Annotated in this window: 21 protein-coding genes; 20 read left to right on the top strand and 1 reads right to left on the bottom strand. The window is 34.2% G+C overall.

What is annotated here, in order from left to right; genetic code table 11:
• Positions 1–16: 16 nt before the first annotated feature.
• From P9M13_06840 to P9M13_06745, 20 genes are all read left to right on the top strand, one after another.
• Positions 17–1114: a hypothetical protein gene (locus P9M13_06840; GenBank protein MDP8263001.1), complete on the top strand. Its 1098-nt coding sequence runs from the start codon at positions 17–19 to the stop codon at positions 1112–1114.
• The gene (locus tag P9M13_06835; protein MDP8263000.1) at positions 1111–2220 is read left to right on the top strand and encodes a radical SAM protein; all 1110 of its coding nucleotides are present in this window, start codon (positions 1111–1113) and stop codon (positions 2218–2220) included. The genes P9M13_06840 and P9M13_06835 overlap by 4 nt, the downstream gene beginning before the upstream one ends.
• A gap of 129 nt (positions 2221–2349) precedes the next feature.
• Positions 2350–3477, top strand: a complete 1128-nt coding sequence (locus P9M13_06830; protein ID MDP8262999.1) for a glycosyltransferase — start codon at positions 2350–2352, stop codon at positions 3475–3477.
• 42 nt (positions 3478–3519) lie between these two features.
• Positions 3520–4758, top strand: coding sequence for a glycosyltransferase family 4 protein (locus tag P9M13_06825; protein MDP8262998.1), 1239 nt, complete (start codon positions 3520–3522; stop codon positions 4756–4758).
• Positions 4755–5612: an SDR family oxidoreductase gene (locus P9M13_06820; GenBank protein MDP8262997.1), complete on the top strand. Its 858-nt coding sequence runs from the start codon at positions 4755–4757 to the stop codon at positions 5610–5612. Before P9M13_06825 ends, P9M13_06820 begins: the two co-directional genes overlap by 4 nt.
• Before the next feature lies 1 nt (position 5613).
• Positions 5614–6681: a polysaccharide biosynthesis protein gene (locus P9M13_06815; GenBank protein MDP8262996.1), complete on the top strand. Its 1068-nt coding sequence runs from the start codon at positions 5614–5616 to the stop codon at positions 6679–6681.
• Between the two features lie 31 nt (positions 6682–6712).
• The gene (gene wecB, locus P9M13_06810; protein ID MDP8262995.1) at positions 6713–7840 is read left to right on the top strand and encodes a UDP-N-acetylglucosamine 2-epimerase (non-hydrolyzing); all 1128 of its coding nucleotides are present in this window, start codon (positions 6713–6715) and stop codon (positions 7838–7840) included.
• Positions 7841–7951: 111 nt separating this feature from the next.
• On the top strand, positions 7952–8938 hold the full coding sequence (locus P9M13_06805) for an NAD-dependent epimerase/dehydratase family protein (protein MDP8262994.1): 987 nt from the start codon (positions 7952–7954) through the stop codon (positions 8936–8938).
• Between the two features lie 15 nt (positions 8939–8953).
• Positions 8954–9997: a glycosyltransferase family 4 protein gene (locus P9M13_06800; GenBank protein MDP8262993.1), complete on the top strand. Its 1044-nt coding sequence runs from the start codon at positions 8954–8956 to the stop codon at positions 9995–9997.
• Between the two features lie 6 nt (positions 9998–10003).
• Entirely contained in the window at positions 10004–11851 is a 1848-nt protein-coding gene (locus tag P9M13_06795) for a nucleoside-diphosphate sugar epimerase/dehydratase (protein MDP8262992.1), read from the top strand.
• A gap of 23 nt (positions 11852–11874) precedes the next feature.
• Positions 11875–13554: a hypothetical protein gene (locus tag P9M13_06790; GenBank protein MDP8262991.1), complete on the top strand. Its 1680-nt coding sequence runs from the start codon at positions 11875–11877 to the stop codon at positions 13552–13554.
• Positions 13555–13564: 10 nt separating this feature from the next.
• Positions 13565–14404, top strand: coding sequence for an exosortase/archaeosortase family protein (locus P9M13_06785; GenBank protein ID MDP8262990.1), 840 nt, complete (start codon positions 13565–13567; stop codon positions 14402–14404).
• Positions 14397–15050, top strand: a complete 654-nt coding sequence (locus P9M13_06780; protein ID MDP8262989.1) for an EpsI family protein — start codon at positions 14397–14399, stop codon at positions 15048–15050. The genes P9M13_06785 and P9M13_06780 overlap by 8 nt, the downstream gene beginning before the upstream one ends.
• 168 nt (positions 15051–15218) lie before the next feature.
• Positions 15219–15845 carry a hypothetical protein gene (locus tag P9M13_06775; protein MDP8262988.1) on the top strand — a complete coding sequence of 209 codons (627 nt, stop codon included), beginning with the start codon at positions 15219–15221 and terminating at the stop codon, positions 15843–15845.
• Positions 15842–16708, top strand: coding sequence for a nucleotidyl transferase AbiEii/AbiGii toxin family protein (locus tag P9M13_06770; protein ID MDP8262987.1), 867 nt, complete (start codon positions 15842–15844; stop codon positions 16706–16708). The genes P9M13_06775 and P9M13_06770 overlap by 4 nt, the downstream gene beginning before the upstream one ends.
• 312 nt (positions 16709–17020) lie before the next feature.
• The gene (locus P9M13_06765; GenBank protein ID MDP8262986.1) at positions 17021–18085 is read left to right on the top strand and encodes a DUF4325 domain-containing protein; all 1065 of its coding nucleotides are present in this window, start codon (positions 17021–17023) and stop codon (positions 18083–18085) included.
• Positions 18086–18359: 274 nt separating this feature from the next.
• Positions 18360–18581 (top strand): type II toxin-antitoxin system HicB family antitoxin, encoded by a 222-nt coding sequence (locus tag P9M13_06760; GenBank protein MDP8262985.1) that lies wholly within the window; start codon positions 18360–18362, stop codon positions 18579–18581.
• Positions 18574–18795 (top strand): type II toxin-antitoxin system HicA family toxin, encoded by a 222-nt coding sequence (locus tag P9M13_06755; protein MDP8262984.1) that lies wholly within the window; start codon positions 18574–18576, stop codon positions 18793–18795. The genes P9M13_06760 and P9M13_06755 overlap by 8 nt, the downstream gene beginning before the upstream one ends.
• Positions 18796–19093: 298 nt before the next feature.
• A complete protein-coding gene (locus tag P9M13_06750) occupies positions 19094–19903 on the top strand; it encodes a YdcF family protein (protein MDP8262983.1) in 810 nt (269 codons plus the stop codon).
• Positions 19900–20001, top strand: a complete 102-nt coding sequence (locus P9M13_06745) for a CoA-binding protein (protein MDP8262982.1) — start codon at positions 19900–19902, stop codon at positions 19999–20001. The genes P9M13_06750 and P9M13_06745 overlap by 4 nt, the downstream gene beginning before the upstream one ends.
• Positions 20002–20115: 114 nt before the next feature.
• On the opposite strand, the gene P9M13_06740 is transcribed toward P9M13_06745, so the two are convergent.
• The gene (locus P9M13_06740; GenBank protein ID MDP8262981.1) at positions 20116–21273 is read right to left on the bottom strand and encodes an AAA family ATPase; all 1158 of its coding nucleotides are present in this window, start codon (positions 21271–21273) and stop codon (positions 20116–20118) included.
• Positions 21274–21511 lie beyond the last annotated feature (238 nt).

The following is a 21511-nucleotide window of genomic DNA, read 5'->3' as shown; positions in this document are numbered from 1 at the left end:
TCAAGGAAGTTTTGTCATGTCTTTATTAACGACAAGTAAGTTGTTTTATATGTTTCTTATATTGCCTTTGGTGTTAATAAAATTTTCAAAATTCAATAACTTACCTGACAGTGTTATTAAATTTGTTATTTATTTTGGTTTTGTATTTTCAGTGCAATCAATAATACTTTTTTTAATAATATATTATGATTTTTCGGTGACTCCTACTTACATTAATTTAGAACGTTATTTTAATACTGTTGAAAGAAGTTATGGAATATTAGGTTATGCAAACGCAATTTTAGGTGGTGCGGATGGCAATATATTGCGTGTCCAAAGTTGGTTTTTAGAGCCTTCCGTTTTTGCCGGATTCTTAATGTATCCCCTATTTGTATCATTAGGCGTTTTTTTAATGGAAAAGAAGAAAATGTATTTGTTGATATGTATTGTGTGTATTATTGCTTTTATTATGACGTTTTCGTTTGCCGGATATTTTGCGTTTATAGGAGGGATTGTCGTTCTGTTATTGTTTAGATACAAGAAAAATCTTAAAAGGAACATGGTGACGCAAATATTTATATCTATTATTGGATTGTTGATATTTTTTGTTATGATTAGTTATATAATGAAGAGATCACAAAATATGTTTGATGTTTTAAGAGGGCATAGTACTAGAATAGAAAAAACGTTTGTGAGGGATAAACATGGGGGAACTGGTGGGTTGGATCGTAAAGCTGCTGGTTCGAAATTTGTAATGGAGACAATATTGCGTCATCCGTTTGGAGTAGGATTTGTTTATAACGAAAAAATGATGGGAAGTTGTAATGCTTTTCTATTTTGGGCAGTGGCAGGTGGGTTTCCTGCCATATTAATACTCATTATAATTTATTATAACTTAATATACAAAAATGCGTTATTACTGCTTCAGTCAGGGAATCATATATATAGAGGAGTTGCCGCGGCGTTTATTGCTTCAACAATACAAGCATTGGGCTATGGTGATTGGATTAAACCATATTATTTATTAAATATTGCCATTATGATATTATTAGCTAATAGAGTTCGTAAAAAAGGGTTAGCTAAGACTTTGAATAACAATAATAAATATATTAGTACAGATGAGGTATGCATATGATTGAATTTCTCGGGAGAAGAATTGTTAATAATTATTTATCTCGTCAATCTAAGGAAAGATTTTTTAGGATATATAATAAAATTAATAGGAAGAAGTGTGCGTTGTTAAATACGCTTCCTTTTTATTATAAAAAACGAATATCAGAATACCCAAAATATCTTGCAATTTCCCTAACAACGCGGTGTAATTTACGATGCAGTATTTGTGATCGTAATAATTATAAAGCCTCAGATATGAATTATGAAAACTTGGAAAAACTCATAAACCCTATTAAACATGCAAAAATGATTGATTTAACTGGATGGGGCGAAGCTATTTTATACCCTGAATACCCTGATGTTCTCAAGTATATATTTAAAAATAATAATAAAAAGAAGTTAATATCTCAGACTCTAAATGGCACTTTAGCCAATAAATATTCTGATTTATTAAAAGGGAGAGTGCAAAGATTAGTAATTTCATTAAATGCTGCAGAAGAAGACACTTATAATAGAGAAATGAGCGGGGGAGACTTTCATAAAACTATCAATAATGTTAAAAGCTTATTATCGAATCTTTCAGAAGAAGATATTAAATCAACCAAATTGCATTTTGTTGTTCATGTTAGAAATTATAAAGAGATGCCAGCTTTTGTTGAATTAGCTAAATCTTTAAAAGTTAGCCAGGTTAGTTTTGGTCAATATATGTGCAATAATATGGAATCAGAAAAAAATACGTTACTAAATATTAAAAACGAATATAACGAAACATTAAGAAGTGTTGATAAAGTAGCAAGCAAACACAAAATAGAGGTATTTTATCGTAGATTTGGTGAAGATTTAGGTCTTACTATAAACAATTGTATGTACCCGTATGACTGGTGTTTTGTCCAGGTAAATGGGGATATGACATGCTGCTGCTATCTTGCAGATGTTGTCATGGGAAATGTGTATAATGATACTTTTGAGTCAGTGTGGTTTGGAGAGAAAATGCAAAAATTACGAGAAATACGACATTATCCTTCCTGTATGTTGTGTGCCCCATTTCACTCATTTGATAATCCTCAGACCCATTATACGGCAAAATACAATTTATTGAAGATGTCAATGGATAATGGCAAATTATAATCAAATAATTTATATATCTATGTGTAATAAAAAATACGGGTTTCGTAGAGCCTGTATATTTTAGGGACGGAATTGATCGATTTGCGAAATGGTATATGTATGGTGTCGGTAGAGAGGGAGCGTTGATTTATGAGAATATTAAACGTAAATACAACTCTTGATCTGGTTAATGGCGGAGGAATGGCAGATCGAAATTTTCATATGTGTAAGGCATTCAGCAATAGTGGAATAGCATGCAGTGTTCTAATTCTTGATATCGGATTGAATCCAGAGCATATTAGCAAATTAAAAGATGTGGAAGTAATTGCATTGCCGTGTCTTGTTAAAAGATTGTATTTTCCATTATTTTATCCTAAAAAAATAAAAAGACTAATAAAAAAAGTTGATGTAATACATCTTATGGGGCATTGGACATTTATTAATGCTCTAGTATATTTTTATGCAAGACGCATGAAAAAACATTACGTGTTTTGTCCGGCAGGTGCTTTTATAGTGTATGGACGGTCAAAACTTTTAAAGCATTTATATAATGTATTTATTGGGAATAAAATAATTAGGAATGCGAGTGTGTCTATTGCTACAACACAAAAAGAGAAAGATTTATTTGTGGACGCGGGGATTGATGAGGAAAAAATAACAATTATTCCTAATGGAATAGATCCAACATTATTCTTAGGTAAGGATGATGAGCGTTTTAGAGAAAAGTATCAAATTGGTGAATATCCTTTTATATTATTTGTAGGTCGTTTGAATTCTATAAAAGGACCGGATTTATTATTAAAGGCTTTTCTGAAAATTAAAGATGAATTTCCTAATATTAAACTTGTTATTGCTGGTCCGGATGACGGTATGTATAATGAATTATATGAATTTGTAAATAGTAGTGGGCTTAAAGATAGAGTTGTATTTATTGGGCATATTGCTGATGATGTTAAGTCAATGGCATATAATGCCGCTGACTTAGTGGTGATCCCATCAAGATCAGATGTAATGTCAATTGTTTCACTTGAGGCAGGAGCATCCGAGACTCCAGTACTTATTACAGAAGAATGTGGTTTTTCGGAAATTGAGAATATTGGTGGGGGAAAGGTTGTTAGTGCTACTGTTGAAAGTATTGGTGGTGGATTGCGCGAAATGCTAAAGAATATAAATACGCTGCCACTGATGGGGAAAAAATTACAAAAATATGTTATTGATAATTATTCCTGGGATTCAATTGTTTCTAAATATATAGATATGTATGAAGAACTGGTATAGTTTTTAATGCAGTGCACGATCATAACGATTGCTTATGTGTAGATGATGAATATACTTATACTTACTCAATATTTTTGGCCAGAAAGTTTTTTAATTAATGACATTGCTGTTGGGTTAATTGAAAAGGGCTGTAAAGTTACGGTTTTTACTGGAAAGCCGAACTATCCTCAAGGTTCTTTTTATGAAGGGTACGGTTTTTTTAAGAAAAGCAGAGAATTTTATAAAGGGATAAAAATAATTAGAGTTCCATTAATTCCCAGAGGGAAGAGTGGTAAAATACGTCTAGTTATAAATTATGTCTTCTTCACACTTGTATCTACATTGATAGCCCCAATAATATGCAAAGAACAGTATGATGCGCAATTAGTTTTTGAACCATCACCTATATTTATAGGTATTCCCGCTATTGTGCTTAAAAAAATCAGAAAAATACCAATCTTTTTTTGGGTACAGGATCTTTGGCCAGAAAGTGTATCGGCAACGGATACTGTAAAATCATCAAGAATAATTAATTTTATTGGGCATTTAGTGAGATATATTTACTCAAATTGTGATAAAATACTTATACAGTCAAAGGCTTTTACAGAATCAATAATAAAATGGGGGGGAGCAAAAGATAAGATTGAATATTATCCTAATAGTGTAGAGGATTATTTTACAAGGGAAATAAAACAGCATGAAAGTAGTCTTGATTTAGTATCGCCGGATGGATTTAAAATAATGACAGCAGGGAATATCGGGAAGGCACAAAGTTTTGAGACTTTAATAAAAGCTGCTGAAATCGTAAAAACAAAAAACGATAAAATTCACTGGATTATCATCGGTGATGGAAGAATGAAATCTTGGGTAGAGAATGAGGTTGAAAATAGAGGATTAAGTGATGTAGTTCACTTAATAGGAAGGCACCCTAAGAACACCATGCCTTATTTCTTTTCTTTGGCAGATGTAATGCTAGTATCTCTAAAAAAGGATCCAATATTTGCATTAACTATACCGTCTAGGGTACAATCATATCTTGCGTGCGGAAAACCGATTATTGGGTCACTTGATGGTGAAGGAGCTCGAATAGTGAATGAAGCGCAAGCAGGAATAACTTGTCCGACTGAAAATCCTGAAGCACTTGCTGATATTGCACTACGTTTTTATGGAATGCCTGTAGATGATATGAAGAAGATGGGCTGTAGAGGAAGAGCTTTCTTCAAAAAAGAATTCGAAAGAGAAATGCTTTTAGAACGCTTAAATCAGATGATAAGAGATTTTAATAAGGATAAAATAATATGAAAATATTGATTGTAGGGGGAGATGGGATGCTAGGCCATCAACTCTTTTTACATTTAAGAAAATCTCACGATGTATCGGTAACTCTAAGACTCAATACTATGGAGTATAAAAAATATGGGATATATGATGATAGAAACACATTCTATAATGTAGATATTTGTGATATCGACCAGGTCGAGCATGTTCTATCTGAATTTAAACCTGAAGCTGTTGTTAATGCGATTGGAATTGTAAAGCAGAGAGAGGCGGCTACAGAAAATGTCCCGAGTATTCAAATAAACTCGCTGTTTCCTCATCAATTATCATTATTGTGCAAGAAATATGGTTCTCGTATGATTCATATGAGCACAGATTGTGTTTTTTCTGGAAAGAAAGGAAATTATACTGAGGATGATTTTCCGGATAGTGATGATTTGTATGGGAGGAGTAAGTTGCTCGGTGAAGTCATCGACCTGCATTGTGTTACCATAAGAACATCTATTATTGGTAGAGAGCTTTCTCGAAAAAAAGGATTATTAGAATGGTTCCTGTCGCAAAAGGAACAGGTAAAAGGATATAAAAAAGCTATTTTTTCTGGTTTTACAACTACTGAAATGAGTCGTATAATAGAACGAATTCTTGTGGAATATACTGATATATCGGGAATGCACCATATTTCTAGTGAGCCAATAAGTAAGTATGATCTTTTATTGCTCATTAAGGATAAAATGAACTTAGATACTGAGATAGTTACTGATGATGAATTTTGTTGTGATAGGAGTCTTAATTCAAATCGTTTCAGAAGACTCAAAGGGTATAATCCTCCCTCTTGGGATAAAATGATTAATGAAATAAACACTAAAAATGAGGTTTGAGATGATATTTAGCAATAAGAAAGTACTAGTAACTGGCGGCACAGGGTCTATGGGAAAGACGTTTATACAGAGAGTATTAACCGGAAAACTGGGTTCCCCCAAAAAAATAATAGTTTTTTCAAGAGATGAAGCAAAACAACATGAAATGAGAATGAGCTATTTACATAAGCTCGTAGCTACAGATGAAGTAATTTATAATAATTTTAAAAACATCTTAGAATTTAGAATTGGTGATGTTCGTAGTTACTCTGATGTATGTTCTGCGGTAAAAGATGTGGATATTGTTGTTAATGCTGCGGCTTTAAAACAAGTGCCATCATGTGAATATTTTCCAGAGCAGGCTGTACTTACTAATTGTATGGGAGCTATCAATATTGTTAGAGCCATAAATGAAAACAATTATAAGGTAGATACTGTTATATCGATTAGTACAGACAAAGCTTGTAAACCAGTTAATGTTATGGGTATGACCAAATCTATACAAGAGAGAGTAATTATTTCAGCTAATATTTTAAATCCACACACTCGCTTTATCTGTGTGCGATATGGTAATGTGTTGGCTTCTCGTGGTTCTGTGATACCTCTTTTCCATCATCAGATAAAAAAAGGTGGCCCCGTTACCATTACAGATAACAATATGACACGTTTTCTGATTACTTTGAATGAAGCCGTAGATACTGTATTTTTCGCCATAAGAGATGCATTGAGAGGGGAGACATATATTCCGATAGCTCTTTCAGCAACAATATTAAATGTTGCAAAAGCACTCATAGGCGAGAGAAGTATTGATATTAAAGTAACTGATGTGAGACCAGGTGAAAAAATGCATGAAATCTTGATATCCGAGGAAGAGATCCATCACTGTACAAAACGCGGAGACTATTATGTTATACGTCCTATGCTCCCAGAATTAAGAACAAAAGGAGAAAAAAAGCCTTTTGTGTTAACAAAGGAGTTTAGCTCGGAAGATTCAGTTATGGATTATAATCAAACACACACTCTTTTGAAGAATCATAAGCTTTTTATTGAAGACTTTGATTTAACTAAAGGGGAAGAGTTGTTACGTTAATCTGGATATAAAACGTATATTGAGGAGATATATGGCTATAAAAATAATGACCGTTGTGGGTACAAGGCCAGAAATTATTAAGTTGTCGAGGGTCCTTCATGAGCTTGATACGTACACAAATCATATTTTAGTGCATACCGGGCAGAATTATGATTATGAGTTAAATGAAATTTTTTTTAAGGAGCTTGAAATAAAGAAACCAGATTATTTTCTAAATACAGCCGGTGAAAATGCAGCAGAAACAATAGGAAATGTTATTTCGAAATCTGATGAGATATTTGAAAAAGAGAAGCCTGATGCTCTACTGATTCTTGGAGACACGAACAGTTGTTTGTGTACGATCTCAGCAAAACGTAAGAAAATACCTATTTTTCATATGGAAGCGGGTAATCGCTCATTTGATGAAAAAGTTCCTGAAGAAATAAATCGCAGAATCATTGATCATATAAGCGATATTAATCTTCCATACACAGAGCATGCGAGGCGATATTTGATTTCAGAGGGGATTAAGTCACAAATGATCATCAAAACAGGTTCTCCTATGAAAGAGATCTTAATGTATTACATGCCTTCTATAAACGCATCAGATGTGATGTCACGACTTAAGATAAAGGAAAATGATTACTTTGTTTTTAGTTCACATCGAGAGGAAAATGTCGAAAATGAAGAGAATTTCAATGATTTACTAGACACGCTTAACGACATTGCTAGAAAATACAGTAAACCAATTATTGTGACTACACATCCTCGTATTAGGCGTCACCTCGAAGGGAATAAAAATAGGAAAATTGATAAGCGTGTCAGATTCTTGAACCCTTTAGGTTTATTTGATTATGTAAAATTGCAAATGCATGCATATTGTGTGATATCCGATAGCGGCACTATTACGGAAGAATCATCGATTTTAAATTTTCCTGCGGTAACAATTCGTTATTCACATGAACGTCCGGAGGGTATGGATGAAGGTGTTTTGATAATGTGTGGGCTCAAGGCTGCGCGTGTCATAGAATCTATTGATATCGTTGTGTCGCAGTATTCTCGAACGGATAAGCGACTGAGAATAGTTGAAGATTACGATGTTGAGAATGTTTCGAAGAAAGTATTGCGCACAATTATGAGCTATACAGATTATGTCAATCGGTTTGTATGGCAGAAATAGAGTAAAACAATATCTATGGTGTCTATAAACATCTACAATGATGACTGTCGATCTTATTCGTAAGTTCAATAGTGTATTGTCCACACAAAATGCTGCTAAGCTGGGATAATTATGAAAATCGGAATAACAGGTTCTACGGGTAATATTGGAAGTCAAATATTGGCCAAGTTATTGGAGGACAAAAGAGATGTCAACGTGTTGGTGCGAAGTTCTAGCAGGCTAAGTAAAGAGGTTATCAAAAAAGTAAATATTTATTATGGGGATATAACTAATGAAGAGGCTCTTTTGTGTTTTTTGTCAGAAGTAGATACAGTATTACATATTGCTGGGAAGGCGCACGATCCTTCCGGAAAAGAAGCTGATTATTTTCAGGTAAACTACGAAGGGACAATATTATTATCAAATGTTGCAAAGATGCAAAAAGTTAAGAAAATTATATATTTATCTACTATAATGGTTTACGGAAAGTCAGAGAACAAAGAAGATGATGAGAACACGCCTTGTATGCCTAAAGACGCATATGGAATTTCAAAGTTGAGAGCAGAAGAAGTGCTCTTGAAGGAAGCGAAAAAGGGCAGTTATGATGCTGTGGTTTTTAGGTTGCCAGTTGTGTATGGACCGTACGATAAAGGCAATGTAAAACGATTGATAAAAGCAATAAGTAAAAAAAGATTTTTTTATTTCGGGAAGGGCTTAGCAAAAAGAAGCATGATCTACTCACAAAATATTGTTGATGCAGTATGGTTAGCTCTTGAAGAGAAGTGCGGTGCCGGAGGACAAGTGTTTTGCGTTAAGGATCAAGATGACTACACAATTGTTTATCTTGTAAATACAATATGCGAGGAATTAGGAATCAAATGGAGACCTCTGCATGTGCCACTCTTTGTAGTTAAAGTGCTGGGGTGGTGTGGAGATGTTGCAAAAATATTTCTTGGTAATAAGGTTCCTATAGATAGTGATCGTGTCCTGAAATTATCATCTTCATTAACATTTTCCTCTGAGAAGATCAAAAACGATTTAGGGTATAAGCCACCTTATACTTTGAGAGATGGTATTAGGGAAGAAGTACGGTGGATGCGTGAAGAAGGTATTATCTAGAACTGGTAATCTGAAATGAATCCCATAACTATTTTAAAAATATTATTCATAATTCCCCTAACAATGTTGATTTCTTACAACATAGTTAACAAAGTCATCAAATATGCTGAGCGGTTAAAGTTAATAGATATACCCAATGAAAGAAGCTCTCACGAAAATCCGGTTCCAAGAGGTGGGGGTATAGGTATAGTCTGCGCTTTAGTTTGCGGGTTAACGTTATCATTCTATGCTGGAATTCTGATCATATCAGTGTTTCAACTCTATGGATATATTGTCTCTATCATTATTTTAGCATTTATAGGTTTTTTGGACGATAAGCATACCTTGTCAGAAACGGTGAAGATTGTTTGTCAGTTTTTTTTAGCTCTAAGCATCATATTCATTGTCGGTCGTCCTGAGTACATGGTTATTTATGGTATTAAAGTATCACTAGGTATAGTTGCCGTGGGAATATATATCCTATGGATAGTAGGATTCATTAATTCCTATAATTTTATGGATGGCATAAATGGCCTTGCTGGCTTGCAGGGTGTTATTACAGGTGTTTTTATAGCTATTATGGGGCATATAATTAAAGAGCCTAGTATTATTATAATGGGTATAGTTTTATCTTCTGCAATTATAGGATTTTTATGGTTTAATTTCCCAAATGCAAAAATATTCATGGGTGATGTGGGTAGTACGGTAATAGGTTTTTATATAGCGGTTATTGCTGTAATGCAGCCGATATTATTGTTTCCCATAACTATAGTAATGGGGGCTTTTATATATGATACGGCCATTACGCTTTTTATTAGAATAATAAAGAGAGAGAAATGGTATAAGGCTCACAGGACGCATTTCTATCAAAGAGCCATTTCTTGCGGGTATACACATAAACACGTGACTTTGTTTATGTGTGCTATATCGATTGTTTTAGGAATCCTATCGATTGTGTATTTATTATCTGGGTATAAAACACAGATTGTTGTAACATTACTATCTTTTGTAATATTGTCCTTGTTAAGCTATTGGGTGATAATAAAGGAATTAGAAGCAAAACGTACTATTGGAGAATAATTATAAATGAGATATTTTAATCGGCTCTATAACATGATGCAGAAGAATAGACAGATTTTTGTATTCTTGGCATATTCATTTTTGATGATAGTATCATTTGTATGCGCTTTATTGATTTTCTTTGAGTTTAGAATTCCGACACAAATGACACTATTGATTATCAAAACATCAATAACTTTTGTTATTGTGAAATTGATAGTTTTTTATATGTTGGGAATGCATCTAGGGCTTTGGCGTTATACAACAATATATGACTTGTTTAAACTTACCATAGCTTCAACTATTTCTGCGCTCGTATTATTCCTTTTATTCTATTTTAGGCATAATGTCATTATTTTTAAGACTGTGTTCATATTGGACTGGATGATATCAATTATGCTTATTGGTGGAATGCGTGTTGCCGTGCGGTTTTTTAGGGAATGGCGCTTTATGACTGTGAAATCCAAGAAAAAGAACACAATTATTGTGGGTGCTGGGGATGCAGGCGTAATGCTTTTAAAAGAAATTCGCAATAATCAAAAAATGGAGTATGAAGTGGTAGGTTTTGTTGACGATGATCCACATAAACAGAAACTTAATATAATGGGTTGCCCTATTCTTGGCATGTTGTCTGGTCTTAACGCCCTCATAGTGGATAACTCAATTTTAGAAGTGATCATTGCTTTACCGACCGCAGATAAAGCAACAATTAAACAAATTTCAGATATTTGTGTTGCAAACAGCATTACAACGATGACACTGCCTTCGATGACTGATATCATACAACGCAAATTATACAGTCAAATACATAAGGTCAATCCTGAAGATATGTTGTTTAGAGAGGCTGTATCTATTAATCTAGAGACGATATCAAAATATATAAAAGGCAATAATGTGATGATAACTGGTGCGGCCGGCTCTATCGGTAGCGAGCTTGCCATGCAAATAGCGAAGTTTAATCCTTCGACTGTTGTTCTCTACGATAATAATGAAAACAATCTGTTTCTAACAGAGCTTAAAATGGCAGAATATTTTCCCTATATAAAATATGTTTCAAGAGTGGGAAATGTGCAGAATAAGGTTAAATTGAAAGAAGTGATAACACAGACAAATCCTAAGATCATTTATCATGCTGCTGCGTATAAGCATGTACCCATGATGGAGAAAGATCCTATTGAAGCGGTACAGAATAATATCTTCGGTACAAAAAATGTCATAGAGATTGCAGATAAGTGTGGAGTGAAGAAATGTGTTTTAATCTCTACAGATAAAGCGGTAGGTCCTGTCAATATTATGGGTGTTACAAAACGAGTATGCGAGCTTTTGATAAAGCATATGGGGTGTAAATCTAAAACTTCTTACATTGCTGTTCGTTTTGGTAACGTCTTAGGTAGTAATGGAAGCGTGATCCCATTATTCGAAGAACAAATAAAAAATGGAGGTCCCGTAAAAGTAACTCATCCTGACATAGAAAGGTTTTTCATGACCATATCTGAGGCAGTACAGTTAACACTAGAGGCTTCTGCTATCGGGAAAAATGGGGATTTATTTATTCTGGATATGGGAAGACCTGTAAAGATACTTGAACTGGCAAGAAATGTGATAGAGCTGTCAGGTAGTCATGATATAGAGATTGAGTACATTGGCTTGCGCCCAGGAGAGAAGCTCAAAGAGGAATTATGGTATAAATATGAAGAAGCAGAAAAAACACAAAATGCAAAAATATTTCATGTTAAGAAAGGGTTTCTTAACATTGAAAGAATAGATGAATGTATAAAAAAGCTTGAGAATGCGTCGCAAGAGAGAAACGTTCGCGAATGTATTGAAATATTGCATGAGATAGTACCCGAATTTACCTCTTCAACATCACCATAATGTTCCTGCATAGGTGTTCAATAATGCTGCATAAAAATTCATTTTCTTTTATTAAATGCATTCGACCATTATTAGTAACAACCGTCATATTCTTAATAGCTGGATGTAAGGTTGATACCGATAATTATGAAGAAGCAACAGTATATTCGATAACTCCTTTCAAAAAAGTCACATATCAATATAAGCCCACAGAAAATGAATCTATCGATTTCTGCAGCATTAATGCCGTTCGTGGGGAATATGCCTGTAGTACATTTTCGATATACGCACACAAATCTCTTAAAGATATATCAATACGTATGACGGATCTTAAATCTTCAAAAGATCTTATATCAAGAGATAATATCGATGTAAGGGTTGTTAAGGTGTGGAAGCAATCAGGTGATAATATGTGGGTTGATGAGCCTGTGGATGTTCCAGAACTTTTACTGTATGACGATTCAGTTATATTAAAAGGCAGAAGGCCTTCTGCCGGGGGGATTAGTAAGATTAGGACAGATATTTCAAAAGAAACTTCAAAGCAATTTTGGATAACTGTAAAAATACCTGATGATGCCAAGACTGGGAAATACAAGGGAGCTGTTGATGTATTTATATCAGGGAAAAAGAATAAATCTATTGAGTTAAAAGTAAATGTTCTTCCGTTTAAACTTGTGGATCCCAAAAAAGATTTTCTAATCTATTATCGTGCAAAACTTGATCCAAATAGTGGAGTAGAGTACGAAAATGAAAAAGACTTTATAAAACAAATAGAGAATATCAAGGCACATGGCTTTACGGGGGCAAGCATCTATTCCGGCAAGAAATATCTGACTAAAATATTAATGCTGTACCAAGATGTAGGATTTACTTCACGAATTCCATATTTGGGTGGGCCGCGAGATGTAGTGAAAACGAATAATGCAATCATTAAAAAAAACAAACTGCTTCCATTAATGTATTATGGATTAGATGAGCCGAATAATCCAAAAAAAGCTGAACAGTGCAGAGATATGTTTCTTAGAATTAAGGAGCAAGGGGGGGTAACTACTACTGCGATAAAGAAAAAATATGCAGATATGATATGGGACTCGATAGATGTTCCAATTTATTCACTTTGTGATCCCGAGATAGATGCCTATATAAAAGGATTAAATGAAGGGACAATTAATAAGAATAAGAAGAAAGAGCTGTATTACTGGCAAATCAATAAAGAGAGGCCAAAAACAGCCCGCTTCATGTCAGGTTTCTATCTTTGGAAATCAAAACTTGACGGTATATTTCCATACTGCTATCAAATGCTTAATACGGAGGATCCTTATGATGATTTTACACCTTGGGAATGGTGTGGGAAGAAATGGCGGCCACATCTTGTTACATATCCATCTAAAGAAGGGCCGATTGATACTTTGCAGTGGGAGGCAATAATAGAAGGTATTAACGATATGAAGTATATTGCGACACTCGAGTCCTATATCGATAAACTCATTCCGTATAACAAAGTAGTAAAATTAAAAAGCATTGGAACCCAAAAATATTTAGATATCTATAAGCAAAACGAGAAATTAATACAAGAGAGTAAAAATGTGTTAAACTACATTGATTCAAAAATAAATTGTGATTGTCTTAGGGCGTTGGAAGAACTTACAGAATCTGATTTGGTAAAGTTCAGAGAGATGATTGTGGAACAAATTTTAAGCTGTTATAACGCATTGAAGAAATAGAAAGCAAAGAATGTCATTATATTCAAAAATATTATTAGCGATAAGTGCTGTGTTGGCGGGTATCTTATTTTATTTTGATTTTAAGTATATATCCGCAATTGGTTTTAGCTTTGCTCGAGATTCGTTGGGCCCATTTATTTTTCTTGTTTCGGCCTACATTATTTGGATGAATTTTGATAAACTAAAATCAGTAGCTATTAAACCGAATTGGATTGGTCTTGCGGGTGTTATTTTTAGTATACTGATTTATTTTGCCGGATTACGTTCAGGTCTGTCGCAAATGTATCACGTCTCATTTATCCTATTTATGCTGTCCTCGATTGTATTATTATTTGGTTTTGGATATTTACTTTTATTGTGGTTTCCTATTGCATATACTTTTTTTGTTATACCTATTGGTTTTATGAGAGAAACTATTGGTGTCCCACTACGTTTTTTTGTTACCTCTGTTTCTGTCGGAATTTTTGATATGCTTGGCTTTAATGTTATGAAAAAGGGGACAAGTATTTATTTGGATTATTTCTCTTTTGATATTGCAGCACCGTGCAGCGGAATTAATTCTCTTGTTTCTTTGTTTGCCCTTGCAGTCGTATTTGCGTATATAACGGAGAAAAGTATTATCAAGAGAATAGTCTTAAGTTTATCCGCAATCCCTATAGCGGTATTTGTAAATATATTGAGAGTGGTATCTATAGGACTTGTAGCTAAAAGCCTTAATAAGGATATAGCACTATCAATATATCATGATTATTCAGGGTATTTTCTTTTTATTATGTCATTGGGTTTGCTCTACGTTGAGAAAAAAATATTGGATGGAATAAAAATCAAGAAGGATGTTGTGAGTGAATAAAAAACTATATGTGTTTATAGCAGTATTAATAATAGCAAATGCAGTACTTTATATGACCCCATTTGTGCAATGTCAGGATGGCGCTAATTTTAATACGGCATTTTACTACAACAAAAGAGATATACATAACTGGAAGATGTTAAAAGATCTCGGACCAACCGAAGTAGAAATAAAAGGATTGCCGGAGAGCGATATATCCAGAAGAGTGTATCAGGATAAGGCGGGAAATGACGTTGAAATAACTATGGTTGTAAGCGATCTAAAAAGTTCGCTTCATCCGCCAACAGATTGTCTTCCAGCTCAGGGGTGGATAATAGAAGAAATGAAAGTCGATAATATTTATTTGGGAGGAGAAACTGTTCCTGTTAATGTTATAGTGACGCATATTCCAACAAAAGATAAGGGTGTGCAGAGAGAGCTGATTTGGTACTGGTATCCGATATATCATAATAATTTCAGCAAGCATTACAAAGGTGTGTTATATAATTCTGCTTACCGTGTTATGTATGGTAAAAAATTTAAATGGGCTATGGTAAGATTATCGACACATATTGTAACAAGTGTAGATGATAGCATGAAGGCAATGACAGAGTTCTTTAAAGATATGTATCCAATAATCAAACATATGAAAGATACAGAAGGGTAAATCGGAACACTTTTTTTATCAATAGTTTGTCGTTCATTGTTCGTCGTTGATTGACTAATTTCTATTGTCCGAGTACCTGCCACGTTAGAAGTCTAATCTTCATCCCTCCAAATTCACTTGACAAGAAACCAGTAAGTATGTAGAATGCTAACATACTGGAGGCGTATTGTGATGTTAAGTATTAGAAATTCAATTTTGACAGAAGAATTTGATTACAATTTCCTTAAGTATTTACTTCATGAATACAAAAATCCACGTGTTAAAATACATGATCTTCTGAAAAAAGGCTTAATTATTCGTGTTAAGAAAGGACTTTACGTATTTGGCCCTGAATGGGCTAGACAGCCTTATTCGAACGAGGTTTTGGCGAATTTAATATATGGTCCTTCATATATTTCTCTTGAGTATGCTCTCTATTATTATGATTTAATTCCAGAGCGTGTAGAAACGGTGACAAGTATTACTAATAAAAGAAAAAAGTTTTTCAATACTCCAGTAGGTGCTTTTTCTTATAGATATATAAATTCTTCGATTTATCCATATGGAATAACTGTTCATGATATAGATAAATATCATTCAATTTTAATCGCGACAAGAGAAAAGGCGCTTTCAGATATGTTGTATTTTCAGAATAAGATAAACAACGTGTGTCAAATAGAAGAATATTTATTAGATAATTTACGAATCGAAAAGACTGTTCTTGCGGGGTTTGATATGAATAAGGTAAAAGTACTAGCCAGGTATTATGGAGGAAATGTTAGTCTTCTTTATAAATTTTTGGAGGAATTAAAATGAATGAGGGTTTGAAGGTGATGTTGGGTAAATATAAATGTCAGAGTATAAATGACTACGAAAATGCCTTAAAAGAAATTGTTCAGGAAATAGCATTGCTTGGACTTTGGCGATCGAAGTTTTTTGAAAAATCCGCCTTCTACGGTGGTTCTGCATTAAGAATATTATATGGACTTAATAGATTTTCAGAAGATTTAGATTTCTCGCTTTTAAAAAAGGATGAAGATTTTTCTTTTGGAAATTACTGTGCTGCACTTGAAGAAGAATTGAGAAGCTTTGGCTTTAACACAACAGTTGAAAAGAAAGAGAAGAAGATTGAATCTAATATTGATTCTGCATTTATTAAGGCTGGAACGTTGGAAAATTTGTTAGTTGTTGATGCTGTGAGCTCTTTAAGAGAAAAAATCCATTCAAAGAAAATAATAAAAATTAAGCTAGAAGTTGATAAAAATCCTCCGGGGAACTTCCAGACTGAGGCTAAGTATCTTTTTCAACCAATACCTTTTTCTGTTAACACATATACGCTACCTTGTCTTTTCGCAGGGAAGATGCATGCCTTATTATGTAGGTCGTGGGCTAGTAGGGTAAAGGGACGGGACTGGTATGATTTAGTCTGGTATCTTGGAATGAAAGTGCCTGTTAGTATTAAACATTTGGAAAGTAGAATGAAACAGACAGGTCATCTTGAGCTGGATGAATCTTTGACGGAAGAATACCTAAAACAAATGCTTCGTGAAAAGATTAAGACCGTAGATTTTGATAGGGCCAAAATTGATGTAGAGAATCTATTATTGGATCGAGCTTCTTTGAAAATATGGTCAGAGGGATTTTTTCAAGAAGTTTGTAATAATATTAATGTTGCTTAGCTTGTACTAGACATGGCCGGATTTAAACGGGACACTCTTTTTAAGTGCCTGATCAGCAGATAGATATATCGTATGCCCGGTTTTTGGTATGTGATTAGGTGGGCTTCTGCCGCAACGTGACGGCAGATCTGCTCTATAGCTGATAAGTTCCGCACTACGTTTTTCTAACTATATGTGTTGACAACTTTCCAATTCTAAAATATACTAAAGTTGTAAACATAATAGGCCTATTTTTCATTGTATTAGTGATATTGTATACAACTATTTCTTTGTGTAATAATAAAAAGTTGTATACTTAGTGAGAGGATGGATATGGATATAAGAAACCTTATTTTAAAGACTTTACATGAAAAAGGTGAGGTTGGTTCCGCTGAGATTGTAAAAATAACGGGCTTTTCGAGGGGGTATGTAAACAGATTTTTTCAAAGATTAAGAGATGAAGGAAAGATCGTTTTGATTGGAAAGGCAAACAATGCAAAATATGTTCCGGCAACAGAACAGGCCGTTACTAAAGCGAAAAAAAAGAAACTTAACATAACAAGTCTTATAAATAATCAAAAGCCCGTAGAAGAAGACGCTGTTCTCAAAGACATCAAAAAGCAAACAGGTATTTTCTTAGATATGCCGGAAAATGTATCCGGGATCTTATCCTACGCGTTTCTTGAAATGCTCAACAATGCTATCGAACATTCCATATCTAAAAAGATAAAAACAACAGTTGATCGAGGTCAAGATACTGTGTCTTTTGAAGTAACAGATACAGGTATAGGTCTCTTCAATAATATTATTCGTAAGAAAAACCTGAATGGTGAAATGGAAGCTATACAGGATTTGCTTAAAGGGAAACAAACAACTGCTCCTGAAAGCCATAGCGGAGAAGGCATATTCTTTACTTCAAAAGCCGCTGATATATTCATTATACAAAGTTCTCATAAGAAACTCATATTTGATAACCTGTTAGAGGATATTGTGGTAAAGGATATAAAAGAACGTATTGGGACTAAAGTTGTTTTCTCTATCAGCCTCAACACAAAACGGCACCTTGATGAAATATTCAGGCAATACACGGATTCTAGCTTTGAATTCAGCAAAACAAAGGTAACTGTACGGCTCTACCAACTTGGCGTCGAATACGTTTCTCGTTCTCAGGCAAGGAGATTAGTGACAGGGCTTGACGCTTTTAAAACAATCATTCTCGATTTTAAAGGGATCAAAACTGTTGGGCAAGCTTTTGCTGATGAGATATTTCGAGTATGGCAATCTAGTCATTTGGATATAAAGATTTGCGTAGAAAATGCAAACGAGAACACGCTTTTCATGATTAAAAGGGCACAATGTTCAAAGACAGGTGTGCATATGAAAGATACTGAGGAGTAAAGTATGTTTTTTGTTTTATCAAAAATAATGTGGTATTTAGTAAATTCTTTCAATAGATAGTGCGTATGGATCTCGAGACAACAGAAAGTTAAAAGAAGCGAATGTGGCATATTGGTTAATAAAATTTCCTGGGGAGCGGATAGAAGCTGTTGAAAAATCCATATTATACGTAATGCTTATTTTATGCTATTATAAATAAAAATATCGCCGTACATGTGTTTTATGATAAAATCCGGCATAGTATAATAATAAAAAAATGGGGGGAGGGAACAAAATGAAATACCAATTAACAGCAGTTATAGAGCGGGAAGATAATGGATATGTTTCTTTATGTCCAGAATTAGATATCGCAAGTCAAGGTGATACAATAGAAAAAGCCCGAAAAAACTTAATTGAAGCGATTCAGTTATTTTTAGAAACAGCTTCGGGGCAAGAGATACAAGGAAGATTTCATGAAGAAGTTTATATAACTCATTTAGAGGTGGCTGTTGGGTAAATTACGCATTCTTTCGGGACGAGATGTCTGTCAAATTCTTGCCAATCATAATTTTATTGAGGTAAGGCAGCATGGAAGTCATATTGCAATGCAAAAACGAACATCTCAGGGAACAACCACTGTACCCGTTCCTAATCATAAAGAAATTCGAATAGGAACATTACAATCAATTATTCGCCAATCAGGCCTTCCAAGAAGTGAATTTGAAATTTAATGAAATTTGAGACGGTTTTATTAAAAAAATAACAAATTAGTAATAAGATAGAGCAATTTTTCCTTGAAGGCACATATTTATAATTCTATACCCCAGTTCACTTATAATTCCGCACATATAGATAAAAGCGTGAGTGGTAGTATGAAAACAATGACAGAGTTTTTTAAAGAGATGTATCCTATAATTGAACATATGAAAGATACCGAACAATAATGCTCGGCTTGCGGTTTTCGCTTTGCGTTGTGCGATTTATTTTTAATATACTTTTGACGATTAATCTTTGATACAGGTGTTTAAAATGTTTTTTGTGTTTTCTAAAATACTCTGGTTTTTTGTGAATCCTTTCAATGTGATTATAATCCTATTGCTTGCAGGTCTTTTTTTCTTATTAATAAAAGGGCAAAGGGTAGGAAATACTTTTATAGGCATTGGAGTGCTCCTCATTTTTGTAACCGGACAGAGCTTGTTGACACCATACTTAGCGAAGATATTGGAAAACAGAATCGAGAAGGGAAAAATACCGGAAGAAATTACGGGTATCATTGTCGAAGCTGGTATTATTCATATGGAAGCATCACGAGACGGTTTTGTGGAGCTTGGTGGTAATGCGGACAGGATAATTGAGGGTGTTATTCTTGCAAGAAAGCATCCAGAAGCGAAGTTAATCATCGTTGGTGGGTCAGGTACCTTTGATCAAAGTAATGGTCTGCGGGAAGCAGATTATGCTAAGAGGCTGGCGGTTAAATTTGGAATTGATGAAGATAGGGTCATTGCTGAGAGAAATTCACGTAATACCTATGAAGGTGCCGTAGAGTTTGCAAAGACTGTACCTGATAGCAGGTCTGGAAGATGGGTGCTCATTACATCCGCATTTCACATGCCGCGGTCAGTTGGCTGTTTTAATAAGGTCGGGGTAAAAGTAATACCATATCCGGTAGATTTTAAAACCAAAACAGAAAAATATAATAAGATAAAAGCATCATCGTTTTGGCCGAAAATTGAAAATATAAGACTTTTCAATTCCATTGCTCACGAATGGCTTGGACTTATCGCATATTATGTCGCGGGATATACTGATACTTTATTCCCAAAAGAGGTAAATGTATGAAAGTGGCAGTGATAGGAGCGTCAAATAAACCTGATCGGTATTCCTATCAGACCGTGACGCTTTTAAAAGAAAAAGGGCATGAAGTCTGTAACCGGTGAGTAAACCGGGGTAAAACAAAAAGCACAGGTAGCCGCAGACTTTAGTCTGCGCATTTTTATATTAATTTCGCAGGCTGCCATTCTGCCCCCGCTTTACTCACTCTTTCCGTATATTTATAAAATAGTATTGTTCCACAGTCCATCTAGAAATTGTTTCCACGGAATTATCTCTATTTTTCCATGCAGTCTTTTTTCCTTTTCATTGCAGACAATGATGCATCTTTTTGGAGAATAGGTATCCATAAAGGCAGATAGTCCGGTTAAGTCCTTTTTATCAATCCGGCTTGATCCTTTTATTTCTATAGCAATTTCTCCTTCGTTTAATATGAAATCTACCTCAATTCCTGACTTTGTTCTCCAAAAGTTTATTTCAAAATCTAATGCACTGTAAGATCGATAAGCAGCAATTTCCATGAGTATAAAGTGTTCAAGCGCTTTTCCGAATTCTGCCCCTTTTTCTTCTACGAGATGTCGTTTTGTTAGAAATCCGGCTATTCCTACATCAAAAATGTAATATTTTGAAGATTTGGTTATAATTTGGCGGGATTGCTTTCTTTTAAAAGGTTCAATTCTTACGGCCAACAGTGTGTCAACAAGAATTTGATAGTATTCCTTTACTGTTTTTGAATCTACCCCGCAATCGCGCGCAATATTAGAATAATTTGTAAGTTCACCATGTGAATATCCAAAGGCATCTAAAAATCTCGTGAAAGCGGGAAGATTTCGTGTTAGCCCCTCCGCAAAGATTTCTTCTTTTAGATAGTCTTGAACATAAGCTTTTAATGATCTTTTGTAATCGTTTTGCAGATAATGTATTGGAATCATTCCGTGATTTAATGCTCGTAAAAGGTCTATCTTTTTAATTTCTGCGCTTACCAGAGGAAACATTTCAAAACGCCATGCCCTTCCTCCCAGCAGGTTGACATGTCCTCTTTTCAGTTTTCGGGTATTTGATCCGCAGAGAATAAATCTTAAATTCCTATTTTCAATCAACCAGTGTATTTCATCAAGTATTTTAGGAACTTTTTGTACTTCATCTAATATTATTGGATACTGGAGGATTTCTTTGTCTTTTGCGAGTATACGTTCACGTAATAGTGCTGGATTTTTTGAAATTTCAAAAAAAAAGTCTGTTTTCAAAAAGTCGTATATTAAACTGTGCGGAAAATGATTTTTTAGATACGTGGTTTTACCTGTTTTTCTGGGTCCCCATAAAAAAGCAGATTGCTTTTCTGGAAGTTTTAATTTTAGTATTCTTTTAATGTTTTCCATTTCGGAATAAACTCCATATTAGTCTTACTATTTAGGAGTATAGTCAATTTCGGAAAACTTGTCAATGTGTTAGTATTTCAGGGACACCATACTAAATTATTTGACGAATTTATTTATTTAAAATATAATACTTAACATGGTTAGAATAGCACGAATTATAATACCTGATATTCCTCATCATATTATCCAGAGGGGTAATAGACGGCAACAAACTTTCTTTAATAAAGATGACTATCTC

The organism is Candidatus Ancaeobacter aquaticus, from assembly GCA_030765405.1.
Classification (GTDB): domain Bacteria; phylum Auribacterota; class Ancaeobacteria; order Ancaeobacterales; family Ancaeobacteraceae; genus Ancaeobacter; species Ancaeobacter aquaticus.
The sequence above is the reverse complement of the archived record's forward strand: the minus strand, read 5'-3'. Positions and strand labels throughout refer to the sequence as shown.

Excerpts from the sequence above, each read along its gene's own strand:
- P9M13_06840 (MDP8263001.1), top strand. The coding sequence starts at position 17 with ATGTCTTTATTAACGACAAGTAAGTTGTTTTATATGTTTCTTATATTG.
- P9M13_06835 (MDP8263000.1), top strand. The coding sequence starts at position 1,111 with ATGATTGAATTTCTCGGGAGAAGAATTGTTAATAATTATTTATCTCGT.
- P9M13_06830 (MDP8262999.1), top strand. The coding sequence starts at position 2,350 with ATGAGAATATTAAACGTAAATACAACTCTTGATCTGGTTAATGGCGGA.
- P9M13_06825 (MDP8262998.1), top strand. The coding sequence starts at position 3,520 with ATGATGAATATACTTATACTTACTCAATATTTTTGGCCAGAAAGTTTT.
- P9M13_06820 (MDP8262997.1), top strand. The coding sequence starts at position 4,755 with ATGAAAATATTGATTGTAGGGGGAGATGGGATGCTAGGCCATCAACTC.
- P9M13_06815 (MDP8262996.1), top strand. The coding sequence starts at position 5,614 with ATGATATTTAGCAATAAGAAAGTACTAGTAACTGGCGGCACAGGGTCT.
- wecB (MDP8262995.1), top strand. The coding sequence starts at position 6,713 with ATGGCTATAAAAATAATGACCGTTGTGGGTACAAGGCCAGAAATTATT.
- P9M13_06805 (MDP8262994.1), top strand. The coding sequence starts at position 7,952 with ATGAAAATCGGAATAACAGGTTCTACGGGTAATATTGGAAGTCAAATA.
- P9M13_06800 (MDP8262993.1), top strand. The coding sequence starts at position 8,954 with ATGAATCCCATAACTATTTTAAAAATATTATTCATAATTCCCCTAACA.
- P9M13_06795 (MDP8262992.1), top strand. The coding sequence starts at position 10,004 with ATGAGATATTTTAATCGGCTCTATAACATGATGCAGAAGAATAGACAG.
- P9M13_06790 (MDP8262991.1), top strand. The coding sequence starts at position 11,875 with ATGCTGCATAAAAATTCATTTTCTTTTATTAAATGCATTCGACCATTA.
- P9M13_06785 (MDP8262990.1), top strand. The coding sequence starts at position 13,565 with ATGTCATTATATTCAAAAATATTATTAGCGATAAGTGCTGTGTTGGCG.
- P9M13_06770 (MDP8262987.1), top strand. The coding sequence starts at position 15,842 with ATGAATGAGGGTTTGAAGGTGATGTTGGGTAAATATAAATGTCAGAGT.
- P9M13_06765 (MDP8262986.1), top strand. The coding sequence starts at position 17,021 with ATGGATATAAGAAACCTTATTTTAAAGACTTTACATGAAAAAGGTGAG.
- P9M13_06760 (MDP8262985.1), top strand. The coding sequence starts at position 18,360 with ATGAAATACCAATTAACAGCAGTTATAGAGCGGGAAGATAATGGATAT.
- P9M13_06750 (MDP8262983.1), top strand. The coding sequence starts at position 19,094 with ATGTTTTTTGTGTTTTCTAAAATACTCTGGTTTTTTGTGAATCCTTTC.
- P9M13_06745 (MDP8262982.1), top strand. The coding sequence starts at position 19,900 with ATGAAAGTGGCAGTGATAGGAGCGTCAAATAAACCTGATCGGTATTCC.
- P9M13_06740 (MDP8262981.1), bottom strand. The coding sequence starts at position 21,273 with ATGGAAAACATTAAAAGAATACTAAAATTAAAACTTCCAGAAAAGCAA.